This window comes from Defluviimonas aquaemixtae (genome assembly GCF_900302475.1).
Classification (GTDB): Bacteria; Pseudomonadota; Alphaproteobacteria; order Rhodobacterales; family Rhodobacteraceae; genus Albidovulum; species Albidovulum aquaemixtae.
Window position 1 is genome coordinate 2,026,398 of record NZ_OMOQ01000001.1, and the last position, 11,799, is coordinate 2,038,196.

At 65.1% G+C, this 11,799-nt stretch carries 14 protein-coding genes and 1 tRNA gene; 7 read left to right on the forward strand and 8 right to left on the reverse strand.

Annotated features, from left to right (window positions below; all coding sequences use genetic code 11):
• Nucleotides 1–7 precede the first annotated feature (7 nt).
• A complete protein-coding gene (locus DEA8626_RS09935) occupies nucleotides 8–595 on the reverse strand; it encodes an amino acid synthesis family protein (protein ID WP_108852803.1) in 588 nt (195 codons plus the stop codon).
• The gene (locus tag DEA8626_RS09940) at nucleotides 595–1,530 is read right to left on the reverse strand and encodes a UPF0280 family protein (protein WP_108852804.1); all 936 of its coding nucleotides are present in this window, start codon (nucleotides 1,528–1,530) and stop codon (nucleotides 595–597) included. Before DEA8626_RS09940 ends, DEA8626_RS09935 begins: the two co-directional genes overlap by 1 nt.
• Before the next feature lie 203 nt (nucleotides 1,531–1,733).
• On the opposite strand from DEA8626_RS09940, the gene DEA8626_RS09945 reads away from it, so the two are divergent.
• Nucleotides 1,734–2,150 carry a MarR family winged helix-turn-helix transcriptional regulator gene (locus tag DEA8626_RS09945; RefSeq protein WP_245890818.1) on the forward strand — a complete coding sequence of 139 codons (417 nt, stop codon included), beginning with the start codon at nucleotides 1,734–1,736 and terminating at the stop codon, nucleotides 2,148–2,150.
• Nucleotides 2,151–2,203: 53 nt separating this feature from the next.
• Here the strand turns inward: DEA8626_RS09945 and DEA8626_RS09950 are convergent.
• From DEA8626_RS09950 to DEA8626_RS09960, 3 genes are all read right to left on the reverse strand, one after another.
• Nucleotides 2,204–2,290: transfer RNA gene (locus tag DEA8626_RS09950), tRNA-Leu, on the reverse strand.
• A 170-nt stretch (nucleotides 2,291–2,460) separates the two neighbouring features.
• Nucleotides 2,461–3,912, reverse strand: a complete 1,452-nt coding sequence (locus DEA8626_RS09955; RefSeq protein WP_108852805.1) for a peptidoglycan-binding domain-containing protein — start codon at nucleotides 3,910–3,912, stop codon at nucleotides 2,461–2,463.
• A gap of 161 nt (nucleotides 3,913–4,073) precedes the next feature.
• Nucleotides 4,074–4,337 carry a hypothetical protein gene (locus DEA8626_RS09960; protein ID WP_108852806.1) on the reverse strand — a complete coding sequence of 88 codons (264 nt, stop codon included), beginning with the start codon at nucleotides 4,335–4,337 and terminating at the stop codon, nucleotides 4,074–4,076.
• A gap of 218 nt (nucleotides 4,338–4,555) precedes the next feature.
• Between DEA8626_RS09960 and lipB the strand changes: the two genes are divergently transcribed.
• From lipB to DEA8626_RS09985, 5 genes are all read left to right on the forward strand, one after another.
• Nucleotides 4,556–5,221: a lipoyl(octanoyl) transferase LipB gene (gene lipB / locus DEA8626_RS09965; protein ID WP_245890819.1), complete on the forward strand. Its 666-nt coding sequence runs from the start codon at nucleotides 4,556–4,558 to the stop codon at nucleotides 5,219–5,221.
• A gap of 63 nt (nucleotides 5,222–5,284) precedes the next feature.
• Complete coding sequence (locus tag DEA8626_RS09970; protein ID WP_108852808.1) at nucleotides 5,285–5,653, forward strand: hypothetical protein; 369 nt, start codon at nucleotides 5,285–5,287, stop codon at nucleotides 5,651–5,653.
• A 176-nt stretch (nucleotides 5,654–5,829) separates the two neighbouring features.
• Nucleotides 5,830–6,285 carry a c-type cytochrome gene (locus DEA8626_RS09975; protein ID WP_108852809.1) on the forward strand — a complete coding sequence of 152 codons (456 nt, stop codon included), beginning with the start codon at nucleotides 5,830–5,832 and terminating at the stop codon, nucleotides 6,283–6,285.
• A 172-nt stretch (nucleotides 6,286–6,457) separates the two neighbouring features.
• A complete protein-coding gene (gene ctaD / locus DEA8626_RS09980) occupies nucleotides 6,458–8,128 on the forward strand; it encodes a cytochrome c oxidase subunit I (RefSeq protein ID WP_108852810.1) in 1,671 nt (556 codons plus the stop codon).
• A gap of 3 nt (nucleotides 8,129–8,131) precedes the next feature.
• Nucleotides 8,132–8,653, forward strand: coding sequence for a DUF2244 domain-containing protein (locus DEA8626_RS09985; RefSeq protein ID WP_108852811.1), 522 nt, complete (start codon nucleotides 8,132–8,134; stop codon nucleotides 8,651–8,653).
• A gap of 113 nt (nucleotides 8,654–8,766) precedes the next feature.
• Here the strand turns inward: DEA8626_RS09985 and DEA8626_RS09990 are convergent, their stop codons facing one another.
• The 3 genes from DEA8626_RS09990 to DEA8626_RS10000 form a co-directional block, all read right to left on the reverse strand.
• Nucleotides 8,767–8,949 carry a DUF3008 family protein gene (locus tag DEA8626_RS09990; RefSeq protein ID WP_108852812.1) on the reverse strand — a complete coding sequence of 61 codons (183 nt, stop codon included), beginning with the start codon at nucleotides 8,947–8,949 and terminating at the stop codon, nucleotides 8,767–8,769.
• A 174-nt stretch (nucleotides 8,950–9,123) separates the two neighbouring features.
• The gene (locus tag DEA8626_RS09995; RefSeq protein ID WP_219929183.1) at nucleotides 9,124–9,663 is read right to left on the reverse strand and encodes a hypothetical protein; all 540 of its coding nucleotides are present in this window, start codon (nucleotides 9,661–9,663) and stop codon (nucleotides 9,124–9,126) included.
• 307 nt (nucleotides 9,664–9,970) lie between these two features.
• Complete coding sequence (locus DEA8626_RS10000; RefSeq protein WP_108853413.1) at nucleotides 9,971–10,429, reverse strand: GatB/YqeY domain-containing protein; 459 nt, start codon at nucleotides 10,427–10,429, stop codon at nucleotides 9,971–9,973.
• 186 nt (nucleotides 10,430–10,615) lie between these two features.
• On the opposite strand from DEA8626_RS10000, the gene carA reads away from it, so the two are divergent.
• Nucleotides 10,616–11,782, forward strand: coding sequence for a glutamine-hydrolyzing carbamoyl-phosphate synthase small subunit (gene carA / locus DEA8626_RS10005; RefSeq protein ID WP_108852813.1), 1,167 nt, complete (start codon nucleotides 10,616–10,618; stop codon nucleotides 11,780–11,782).
• Nucleotides 11,783–11,799: the final 17 nt, after the last annotated feature.

An 11,799-nucleotide genomic window follows, 5' to 3' on the forward strand; every position in this document is an offset into this window, starting at 1 on the left:
CATATCCTCAGCGCAGCCCGTCCTTGCCCTCGGCCTCGTCATGCGTCAGCCCGCCGACACGCGGCAGGGGCCGGCCACTGTCGGTCACGGCGACGGCGACGAGGATCTCGTCGGCGCGCGGGGCGTCGTTCACCCGCACCTCCATCCCGTCGAAATGCGAGCGCACATAGGCGGCATCCTTGTGTCCGAGAGGTATGTCGAGCGGATGACCCATCGGCCCGCGCTTCTTGTTTGACGGCACGAGCGCCGCCCCCTTTTCGACCGCCGCCCGCAAAGGCTTGCCGAGGCGCGGATGCAGGATCGCGGCGGCATGTTCCAGTTCGCCGTTCTCGCCCACGAGCGCGGCCTTGCCGTAGCTCTGCGCCTCGGCGGGTGTGATGCCGAGCGCCTTGACGCAAGCCTCACCCAGAATTCCGCCGAGTTCCTCGCCGATCGCCATGAGGTCCTCGAGATCGGCCTCGTAGCGCCCCGCATGGGGGTTCGCGATGACGGCGATTGCGGCGGCGCGTCGCGTAGGCGGAGAAATCGCCTGCCCCATCTCGCTCTGCACTTCCTCGACGACGGTGACGATCTTGCGGATCATTGCCTTGCCCATCAGTTCTCCTCTTCCCTGCCCGCTGTCGCGGAGCCAAGCGCGTCGCCCGCGCCCACGGTCCGAATACTGCCCTGCAAGGACAGAAACGCAGCGCGCGCGGCTCCCGTCGCGACGATTTGCCCGGCCCGCCGGACCCCAGCGTCGAGCGCGCGCTCCGTCTCGTCGGGATCGAGTGCCGCGACATCGACCGTGACGAGGCGGTTGCCCAGATCGCTGTCGGGCGACAGCTCGCGGGCGGGGCGCCGCCGGATCTTGGGCGAGTCCGGCAAATCGACAGCATTGGCGATAAGCGTCGCGGCGGCATCGGCGTCAGCCGCGCACCTGGCCAGAACCGTCACCGCATCGGCGATGCCGAGCGAATGGCTGCGGCCATGACAGCCGCTCGTGGCGATGCCTCCGATGCCGTCCCGGGCCCCTATGGAGACGATGCCGGCGAAACGAGCCGTCTGACGATAATCCGAGATGCCGATCCGGTAGCGCGCGTCGCCCACAAGGCGGAGCGCGATGTCGCCGCCGTTGTTGATGGCTATGCGTTCGAGCGCGCAACGTCCGGAGATCGCCTCAAGGATGTGATCGGCGACGGCACCCGCCACGGCCGCCATCGGCGTGATGTACCAGTTTGCATGCGGCGCGACCGCTCTTGCCATGCGCCGCGCCACCGGGCCGTTCGGCTCTTTGCCGCCGGATGCGATCGGGCGCCGCAGAAGCGAAAGTTCTGAAACCAATTCCTCAAGGACGCCCGAGAACGCCTTCTGTGCCACGGCTTCCGCCCGCGCAATCTCATCGGCCGCGCCGCCCAGGTCGAGGATCAGTTCGATGGGGCCCTGCGACAGGACAAGCCTTCCGGCCGCGTCGCGTGCCGCTGTCGCACCCGGCCAGAGCGGCGCAGCCGGCCGCGTTCCGACCGCCTTCGCTCGTGCCCTCGCCCTTCCCATCGGGTCCTCCCTCAGCGGCCGCCGCCACGGTCGAATGCGGACGCTGTTTCGCTTCGATTACAGCGCCGCGACTCGTTTGCTGTCAAACGAATTCGACGCACTGACGACCGCTTAGCCCCGGCCTGACTTGTATTTCCCGTCAGCGCCTGTTTACTCTGCCCCCAAGGGCATCGGACGTCCAGGCGCAACCGACGGGGGAAGGTTTGGACAAGGAAACGCGATATCGGCTTGAAGATCAAATCGGCTTCAAGCTGCGTCTGGCGAACCAGCGGCACCTGGAGATATTCGCCGCCGAGATGCCGGAACTGACGCCGCGCCAATTCTCGGCGCTGGTCAAGCTCAACGACGAAGGCGCGCTGTCGCAAAACCACCTCGGCCGGCTCGTGGCGATGGACGCGGCGACCACGAAAGGTGTGGTCGAACGCTTGGCGCGCAAGGGGCTGATCGCGACCGCGCCGTCCGCCACCGACCGCCGGAGGATCGACATCTCGCTGACCGAGGCCGGGCGCGCACTGCTGACCGAAGTTGTGCCCGTCGCCCAACGCATCTCTGCCCGCACCACGCACAACCTGACGGCGCGCGAGGCGGAGCGGCTGCTCACGCTGCTGGACAAGCTCTAGGCGGAGACCCGGCCATGGCATCAGTTTGCTGTTCGCCGGGCCAGACGAAGAAATGGTGCGGTTGAGAAGACTCGAACTTCCACGGGGGTTAGCCCACAGCGACCTCAACGCTGCGCGTCTACCAATTCCGCCACAACCGCACGCTGCCCGAAGCTCACCCCGGGCCGAGGTGGGCGCTTCTTAGCCAAACGCTGCGGCAATGTGAAGGGGCATTTTCCGGCTCCCACAAAAAAGACCGGAGGCTTCGGCACAGAGAAGGCAAGGCGGGTTTGCACCCGCCTTGCAGGAGAGACTTAGGAGCCCCGGCGTCTCAGTTCTTGAACAGCAGGAACGGCAGCTTTGCCGCAAACGGGAGCGCGTCGACCTGATCGGAACTGAAGGCGACAGTGTTGGCCGCGCCCGGGGCGGCCGGTTCGGCTGCGGCTTCCTGGCCTTGCGGAACCGCGAAGCTCGGCAGAGCCGCGGGCACGGGATCGGTCAGCTCTGCCTGGTCGGCGCGGCCGGCGATCGTGTAGGCGGCCTTGCGGACAAGCTGCATGCGTTCGGGCTGTCCGGGCGTGAACGCGACCGTTCCGGCGGTCTCGGAGGCGCCGATCGCCATGTCGTACCAGTCGAAGGCCAGATCGGAGCGGCGCGCGGCGCCGAAGCCCTGGCTCAGATGGTGGCCGAGAAGTTCGCCGTAAGCCTGCTCGCCGAGCGCGGCGAGGATGAGCCCGGAAGCGATTGCGACATCCATGTCGTCCTGCGCGTAGCCGACCGAGAGGCAAATCTTCGCGGTCGCGCCAAGCTGCGCGGGCGCCATGCCGGTCGAGAGCGCGAACGCGCGCACGTCGCCCACCACCTTGTCGGCGGGTTCAAGCGACAGTGCGGAGATCTGCGACTGCATCGCGGGGCCGAAACCCGCGCACTGGGTGCGGATATCGGCAGGCGTCACGCCCGGCACCTTCGCGGCCATTTCCTCGCCTTCGGCGATCGCGAAGCCGCGCACGAGGCAGAACTGCTCACCCAGCGCGGTCATCGGGTCGGTCATCGTCGCCACCGTCGTCAGCCCTCCATTTGTCGAGGTCATCAGGCTGATCCGGTTGCAGTGCGACGCGAGCGACGCTTCGGTCGTGCCGCCGCCGAGGAAGGTCGGTAGGCCCGTTGCGGCGGGCTCGGTGGGCGCGGGTTCCGGCTCGACCGCCATCGCCTCGACCGTGTCAGGCACGGCGGGAGTGGCAGGCTCCGGCTGGGCCGGCACAACGGCCATCTGAGAGGGCGAGGTCACGCCCATCGCCTCGTCACGCCAGGTGACGAGCAGGCCGCGCATGCCCATCGGGTTTTGCGTGGCAAGCTGCATTGTCATGGGCCCGCCCGCGACGGCGCGGTGATAGGATGTCAGAAGATGGCTCCGCTCGTACTCGGTGAGCTGGCCGGTCGCGGGATAGCCGAGCGTCATCTGGTAGTCGGAGATCGCGGAGCGGCTTCTCGGGCCGATGACGCCATCGGCCGAGCCGACCGGATAGCCGAAGTAATTGAGCGCCACCTGTACTTCGCGATTGGACTGCCGCTGGGCCGAGTTGATGCCCGAGCTCTTTCTCACCGTGCTCCGGCGAACGACTGTGCGCTTGTTCTTGTTCGCCTCGTTCACGATGACGCCGCCGATGATGCCGCCGATTAGGCCGCCGGCGATCGCATCGCCGGCATCGGCCATCACCGGGCTCGCCGGCGAAATCGCGAGAGAGAGCGCCACGCCGGTCGCAGCAAACCGTTTCAGTAACATCTTATCCCCCTTTCAAAATCAGTTCTCCCGAGACAGGCGCGAGCGCGCTGTCCCGGGACTTTGCAATCACCTACAGTGTGACCCCACGTCACCTTTCTGGCAATGCCCGTCCGCCGTTGCCCGCCGGCTACCCTAAACCTGAGGGCGCAAGCGCGTGTAGATCACCGCTTATGGTAGAGGTGGCGGTTCATCTGCGCGACCGGAACGACCGGATTCAACTGACCCGACAGGATCTCGGCGGAGTGCAGGTCGGTCGCCTTTTGTTCCTCGGTCGCCGCCGCTTCGCGTGTGCGGGGCATGTAGAGATGGCGGTTCATTTGCGCCGAGGTGACGGGCGCGTCGTCCGCCCTCGCGGCAATTGCCGATGTCAGAACGAGCCCGAATGTGAATGCGACGGAGAGCGCCGCCAACTGGAATACGGTCATGTCAGCCCCCAAGAATGCTATGGTCGAAAAATCCCGCAGCGAGGCGGGGAAGAATACCAGACATGATGCGCCCTCGCCGCCTTTGTGGGTAGTCGGGAATTCCTGCCTCGGCGAGCGATGGCGCGGAAGCGGTGCGGGTTCCGGACTCGGCTCCCTTTTCAGAGCCGCCGGTGGGGGTTATGTGGAGGCGGGACGATGCCGCAGCCGGGGAAAGAGACGTGGTCGAATGGACGCATCTGCCGGGCCTTTCCGGCTATGCCGACACGCTCGTCGCGATGGAGGCGCGCGTGGCGGAGATTGCGGCCGGCCGCGCCGATGAGGCGGTATGGCTTCTTGAACATCCGCCGCTCTACACCGCCGGCACCTCGGCGCGCGAAGCTGACCTGACCGATCCCGGCCGCTTCCCCGTGTTTACCGCCGGCCGCGGCGGGCAATACACATATCACGGTCCGGGCCAGCGCGTGGCCTATGTGATGCTGGACCTCAACCGGCGCGGACGCGACGTGCGCGCCTTTGTCGAAAAACTCGAACACTGGGTCATTGCGGCGCTCGGCGAGTTCAGCGTGAGGGGCGAGCTCAGAGAGGGCCGAGTCGGAGTCTGGGTCGCGCGCCCGGAGAAGCCGGCATTGCCCGACGGCACGCCACGCGAGGACAAGATCGCCGCGATCGGCGTGAAGCTCCGCCGCTGGATCAGTTTCCACGGGATCGCAATCAACGTGGAACCGGACCTGTCGCATTTCGACGGAATCGTGCCCTGCGGCATTCGCGATCACGGCGTGACGAGCCTCGTCGATCTCGGCCTGCCGGTGACGATGGCGGATCTTGATGTGGCGCTGAAAGCGACGTTCGGGGAAGTGTTCGCCCGGTCAGGATTCCCGGAATAGGTGCAACCGAGCAAGCACTGCTATTCTGGCGCGCATTGTTGCAATTGATTCAGGAGATTCTCAATGAAACGTTCGCTTTTTGCGGCAGGTTTCGCGCTGGCAACGCTGATCGCGACGGGCGCCGCCGCCGAAACCCGCCTGGCTGGTGCCTACGGCGGACAGACCCTCGACTTCAGCAAGCTCAAGCCCAACAGCGTCGTCCTGTCGGTCATGGTGACCGGCAAGCCGGCATCTCAGCAGTCGGCAGCGCGCTCGGGCGGTCGCCGCGCGATCTACGTCGATGGCATACTCATGGAAATGGACGAGGAAATGATCGTCGCGCTGATCCGCAGCGGCATCTTCACCGTGGTTTATCCCGGCACCAACATCCCGTGGGACAAGGGAGAAGATCGCCATCCCAATTACCCGCCAGACTGGCTTCCGAATATCTGAGCGTCCTTGCGAGCTGCGGGGGCGGCGCCTGCATAGCGTTCGCTTGACTTTAGGCAAGTTGCCGGCCGGCCGGCCATGCTAGAGAGGCGTTAGAACGGCGTCTGCGTTACTGGAGTTCTGCGCCCCAAGCAGTATGATCTGACCCTACGCGCGTATCAATACATGAGGTTCGCAAGATGACATCCACCCGGAACAGAGCTCTGGCGCTCGCCATCGCTCCGCTGCTTCTGGCCCTGCCCGCTTTTGCCGAAGGCGATGCCGCCGCGGGCGAAGGCGATTACAAGAAATGCAAGGCCTGCCACATGATCGTCGCCGACGACGGCACCGAGATTCAAAAAGGCGGAAAAACCGGCCCGAACCTTTACGGCATCGTCGGTCGCGCCGTGGCCTCGGCCGACTTCAAATACGGCGATTCCATCAAGGCGGTGGGAGAATCCGGCGTGGTCTGGGACGAGGCGGAGCTGGTCGCGTACATGAGCGATCCGAAGGCTTGGCTCGCCGAGAAGACGGGCGATGCTGGGGCGAAGTCCAAGATGACCTTCAAGCTCACGAAGGGACAGGAAGATATGGCCGCCTACCTGGCTTCGGTTTCGCCCGAAGCCGACTCGGCTGGCGAGGCTGCGACGAACTGAATCGCCGACCGGACCTGCGACCGCACACCCCCCGTCCATCAAGCGCGGGGGGTGAATTTTCGTCGCACGTACCGCTTCTTCGATTGCCCATCCCCGCAAGCCGAATTATTAGGGGTCCATAACGTAGCGCGGCAGCCATGCCTGCGCCTTGCGGATCGAATGGGAGCATAACATGGCCGACGCAGCCGTTCATGGCCACGAGGAACATGGCCATCCGGGGTTCTTCACCCGCTGGTTCATGTCCACAAACCACAAAGACATCGGTATCCTCTACATCTTCACTGCTGCGGTGGTGGGTTTCATCTCGGTCGCTTTCACGGTCTACATGCGACTTGAGCTGATGGAGCCGGGCGTCCAGCACATGTGCCTCGAAGGGTCGCGGATGCTCGCTTCGGACGAGGTCTGCACGCCGAACGGCCACCTGTGGAACGTGCTCGTGACCGCGCACGGCATCCTGATGATGTTCTTCGTCGTGATCCCGGCGCTCTTTGGCGGTTTCGGCAACTATTTCATGCCCTTGCATATCGGCGCGCCGGATATGGCTTTCCCGCGCATGAACAATCTTTCCTACTGGCTCTATGTCGCGGGCACCTCGCTCGCCGTGGCCTCGGTCCTGGCGCCGGGCGGCAACGATCAGACAGGCTCGGGCGTGGGCTGGGTGCTTTATCCACCCTTGTCGACGAACGAGGCAGGCTGGTCCATGGATCTCGCGATCTTCGCGGTCCACGTCTCGGGCGCGTCGTCGATCCTCGGTGCGATCAACATGATCACGACCTTCCTGAACATGCGCGCGCCGGGCATGACGCTGCACAAGGTGCCCTTGTTCGCCTGGTCGATCTTCGTGACGGCATGGCTGATCCTTCTGTCACTCCCGGTTCTGGCGGGCGCGATCACCATGCTCCTGACCGACCGCAACTTCGGCACAACGTTCTTCCAGCCCTCGGGCGGCGGCGATCCGATCCTCTACCAGCACATACTGTGGTTCTTCGGGCACCCTGAAGTCTACATCATCGTCGTGCCGGGCTTCGGGATCATCAGCCACGTCATCTCGACATTCTCTAGAAAGCCGATCTTCGGCTACCTGCCGATGGTCTACGCGATGGTGGCGATCGGGGTCCTGGGCTTCGTCGTCTGGGCGCACCACATGTACACCGTGGGCCTGTCGCTGACCCAGCAGAGCTACTTCATGCTGGCCACGATGGTGATCGCGGTGCCGACCGGCATCAAGGTCTTCAGTTGGATCGCGACGATGTGGGGCGGCTCGGTGGAGTTCAAGACACCGATGCTCTGGGCCTTCGGGTTCCTGTTCCTCTTCACCGTGGGCGGCGTGACCGGCGTCGTGTTGAGCCAGGCCGCCGTGGACCGCGTCTATCACGACACCTACTATGTCGTCGCGCACTTCCACTACGTGATGTCGCTGGGTGCCGTCTTCGCCATCTTCGCGGGCATCTACTACTGGATCGGCAAGATGAGCGGCCGTCAGTATCCGGAATGGGCGGGCAAGGTGCATTTCTGGGCGATGTTCATCGGCTCGAACCTCACCTTCTTCCCGCAGCATTTCCTCGGGCGTCAGGGCATGCCCCGTCGCTACATCGACTATCCGGAGGCGTTCGCCTACTGGAACTGGGTCTCCTCGATGGGCGCTTTCCTGAGCTTCGCGTCGTTCCTGTTCTTCATCGGCGTCATGGTCTACACGCTCCGCGCGGGCAAGCGGGTGAGCGAGGCGAACTACTGGAACCCGGCGGCCGATACGCTCGAATGGACCCTGCCCTCGCCGCCGCCGGAGCACACGTTCGAGACGCTCCCCAAGCAAAGCGACTGGGATCACGGCCACGCCCACTGAGGCATGCCCTATGAATGGGTAAGGCGACCTAACGGGGCCCCGGAGCAATCCGGGGCCCTTTCGCTTGAGCCCCGAGCCGAATTGCATCTCTGGCCCTTCAGATCCCTGCCGCGCAGGGGGTTTGTCCTCTTTATTGCGGTGACGGCGGCGATGCTCGCGATCCCCCTCGTCGCGGTCCTTGGCACGGTGGTCCTGTGGGGTCTCCTTCCCTTCATGGTGGCGGCCGTCATGGGCGTCTGGTGGGCGCTCAGCCGCAGCTATCGTGAAGGAGAACTAGTGGAGATACTCACGGTCGCGAGCGACCGGATCGAGATCGTGCGCCGAGCGCCGGATGGGGCCGAGAAGCGCTGGAGCGCCAATCTGTACTGGGTGTCGGTCCAGCTTTATCCCTCGGGCGGTCGCGTCCCGAACTATCTCACGATCAAGGGAGAAGGACGGGAGATAGAGCTTGGCGCCTTCCTGAGCGAAGAGGAACGTCAAACCCTTGCCGAAGAGTTGCGGCAGGTGCTCATCGCGTTACGCTGAGCGGGCGGGCGCCGTCCGCCGGCGCGCTTCGCTCAGTTCGCCCGGATCCGGGACAATTCATGCATGGCACCTAGACCGGAGAAGCCATGGATGAAAGGGGGTGTGCTTTCCGCTCAGTCCTTCTTTTCGGGCAGATCATCGTGATCGGTCGAGGCGAAATCCTCGAGTTCGTCTTCGCTCATGCTGTCGTACATCTCTCGTGCCGCGCCCTGAAGCTCGCTCACCTTGGTCTCGCCGCGCTTGGCCGAAAGCGCCGCTCCGGCGGCGCGCTGCTGGGCCTTTGATTTCGCTGGCATGGTCTCGCCCTCCGAATGCTGTATCGGGCAGAAACGCAAAGACAGACCGGGCGTTCCCCGCGCCCGTCAAAACCGGCGAGAACCGGCTCAGCCGCTCCGTGGGTCGTCCAGGCGGGCCCAGTGGCGCTGCGGCGCGGCCCCGCCCGAACGCCACCCCGAACGGGCGGCCTACCCCTATTGGACCGGGACCATCAGATGCGCATAGGGCGTGCCGGCCCACATCACGTATGGCGCTGCCGTGTCGGGGCTTTCACCCTCCGGATAGCCCGACATCATGTCGGCCGCGTTCACCACCATCACGTGCGGCCCGGTCGAGATCCACTCGTTGCCCTCGGCCGGCCCGGTCGCATAGGGGTCGGTGTTGCTCGCATCCGTTCCGCCAGCGAGCATGTACATGAAGCCGACCTTGCCCTTCGGCGGCTCGGTCTTGCCGATCCAGGCCATCGCCCATTCCATCGAATTCGCGTCGCCGCACATCGGATCGGGTCCGGGGGTCGCCGGGGCATCCGGCATGCACCACCAGCCGTTCGAGCCTTCCCTGAGCGTCTTCATCTCGCCGGCCGCGTCCATCGCGTAGATGGCGGCCCCGGACGAGACGGCGGCGGGCGCCGCCGATTCCGCGCTCTTGATCATCTCCTCGTCGCTCTGCGCCAAGGCGCCGACCGGGATCAGAAGCAGCACCACAGTCGGATAGGTTACCGAACGCAATGCCATGATAGTCCTCCCTTTCTGGACAGGCAGTTGCACTCACGCGCCTCGCGGTCGCTGCGATGCTGATTGGGGTGGCGGCTTGGACGGACATGCGTCCGGGGGCGCGCGCGTGCCGGAGCCTGGCGGAGCGGCCCCGGTCGCGCTCGCGTCCAGGAATTTTCCCGGCGCGGCAATCCTCGCACCTTACCAGCGAGCGAACGAAAGGCGCTGTGCCGCCGCCCTTCGTTCCGCCCGGACGAGGGTTGCGGCGCGACCCGATCATATCAGACCCGGGAACGTCCCGCCATCGGGTCGCGGGCTGCTCGCGCCTTCAGCCCAGCCTTTCCTTAACCATCGGACCGACGGAGCCGAAATCCATCTGCCCGGCATATTTCGACTTCAGCGCGCCCATCACCTTGCCCATGTCGCGGATCGAGCTCGCGCCGGTGTCGGCGATCGTCCTGTCGACCGCGTCGCGCACCTCATCCTCAGAAAGCTGGCGCGGAAGAAACTCCTCGATCACGCCGATCTCGAGCCGCTCGCGCTCGGCGAGGTCGAGCCGTCCGCCCTCCTCGTAGGCACGCGCCGATTCCTGACGCTGCTTGACCATGCGGGCGAGGATCGCCATGACCTCGGCGTCGCCGACGACGGAGTCCCCGCTTGCGCCCTTGAGCTCGATGTCCTTGTCCTTGATCGCGGCGTTTATGAGCCTGAGCGTCGAGAGCCGTGCGGCCTCCCTGGTTTTCATAGCACCCTTCAAGGCCGCACTGATGCGTTCGCGCATATCCATCGGATCGTTCATCCCCTGAATTTCAGAAGGCCCCCAGCATATCCCCAACGAAAGACACGCACAACCGGCGCAGACAGGTCTAAGTTATTGATATCGTTACGTAACGCAAATGAATCCTGCCCCCTTGACCCGACGCCTGCCTGCCCTTAGGTTCCGCGGGATTTGTGCCCCCCGGGGAGTCGCTCCATGACCATCACGCCCGCCGCCCAAGGCAAAGCCACGGCCTGCCTCGCGCTTGCCGACGGCACGATCTTTTACGGGCAGGGTTTCGGTGCGACGGGCGAAACGGTGGCCGAACTGGTCTTCAACACGGCGATGACCGGTTATCAGGAAATCATGACCGATCCGTCCTATGCGGGCCAGGTCGTGACCTTCACCTTCCCCCATATCGGCAACACAGGCGCCAATCCCGAGGATGACGAGGCGGCCGATCCCGTCGCCGCCGGCATGGTTGTGAAATGGGACCCGACCGAATCGTCCAACTGGCGAGCGGCCGAGCGGCTGACCGATTGGCTCGTCAAGCGCGGCCGCGTTGGAATCGGCGGCGTCGACACCCGCCGCCTGACCCGCGCCATCCGTCAGCAGGGCGCACCGCATGTCACGCTCGCCCATGACCCGGACGGGAATTTCGACGTCGCGGGCCTCGTTGCACGTGCGAGGGCCTGGAGCGGGCTTGTCGGTCTCGACCTCGCCAAGGAGGTGACCTGCGCCCAGAGTTACCGCTGGGAAGAGACCCGCTGGGCCTGGCCCACGGGCTACGGCCGGCGCGAGGGCGCAGGGCTGCGCGTCGTGGCGATCGACTACGGCGCCAAGCGTAACATATTGCGCTGTCTCGCTTCGGCGGGATGCGAAGTGACTGTTCTGCCTGCGACAGCGACGGCAGAGGACATTCTGGCCCACGACCCGGAGGGCGTGTTCCTGTCGAACGGCCCGGGAGACCCCGCAGCAACGGGCGTCTATGCCGTGCCGATGATTCAGGGGGTGCTTGAACGCCAACTGCCGGTCTTCGGCATTTGCCTCGGGCACCAGATGCTGGCGCTGGCGCTCGGCGCGAAGACGATCAAGATGAACCACGGCCATCACGGCGCGAACCACCCGGTCAAGGAACTGGCTACCGGCAAGGTCGAGATCACCTCGATGAACCATGGTTTCGCGGTGGACAGCCAGACGCTGCCTGAGGGTGTTGTCGAGACTCATGTCTCGCTATTCGACGGATCGAACTGCGGTATCCGCATCGCCGATCAGCCCGTCTTTTCGGTCCAGCACCACCCGGAGGCGAGCCCGGGTCCGCAGGACAGCTACTACCTGTTCGAGCGCTTCGCGGACGCAATGCGCGACCGGCGGGTCGCCTGACCCCATATTGTCCCGGC

What these genes read in the sequence shown, in the direction of transcription:
- DEA8626_RS09935 (WP_108852803.1), bottom strand. Translation starts at nt 595, where the DNA reads ATGGGCAAGGCAATGATCCGCAAGATCGTCACCGTCGTCGAGGAAGTG.
- DEA8626_RS09940 (WP_108852804.1), bottom strand. Translation starts at nt 1,530, where the DNA reads ATGGGAAGGGCGAGGGCACGAGCGAAGGCGGTCGGAACGCGGCCGGCT.
- DEA8626_RS09955 (WP_108852805.1), bottom strand. Translation starts at nt 3,912, where the DNA reads ATGTTACTGAAACGGTTTGCTGCGACCGGCGTGGCGCTCTCTCTCGCG.
- DEA8626_RS09960 (WP_108852806.1), bottom strand. Translation starts at nt 4,337, where the DNA reads ATGACCGTATTCCAGTTGGCGGCGCTCTCCGTCGCATTCACATTCGGG.
- DEA8626_RS09970 (WP_108852808.1), top strand. Translation starts at nt 5,285, where the DNA reads ATGAAACGTTCGCTTTTTGCGGCAGGTTTCGCGCTGGCAACGCTGATC.
- DEA8626_RS09975 (WP_108852809.1), top strand. Translation starts at nt 5,830, where the DNA reads ATGACATCCACCCGGAACAGAGCTCTGGCGCTCGCCATCGCTCCGCTG.
- ctaD (WP_108852810.1), top strand. Translation starts at nt 6,458, where the DNA reads ATGGCCGACGCAGCCGTTCATGGCCACGAGGAACATGGCCATCCGGGG.
- DEA8626_RS09985 (WP_108852811.1), top strand. Translation starts at nt 8,132, where the DNA reads ATGCCCTATGAATGGGTAAGGCGACCTAACGGGGCCCCGGAGCAATCC.
- DEA8626_RS09990 (WP_108852812.1), bottom strand. Translation starts at nt 8,949, where the DNA reads ATGCCAGCGAAATCAAAGGCCCAGCAGCGCGCCGCCGGAGCGGCGCTT.
- DEA8626_RS09995 (WP_219929183.1), bottom strand. Translation starts at nt 9,663, where the DNA reads ATGGCATTGCGTTCGGTAACCTATCCGACTGTGGTGCTGCTTCTGATC.
- DEA8626_RS10000 (WP_108853413.1), bottom strand. Translation starts at nt 10,429, where the DNA reads ATGGATATGCGCGAACGCATCAGTGCGGCCTTGAAGGGTGCTATGAAA.
- carA (WP_108852813.1), top strand. Translation starts at nt 10,616, where the DNA reads ATGACCATCACGCCCGCCGCCCAAGGCAAAGCCACGGCCTGCCTCGCG.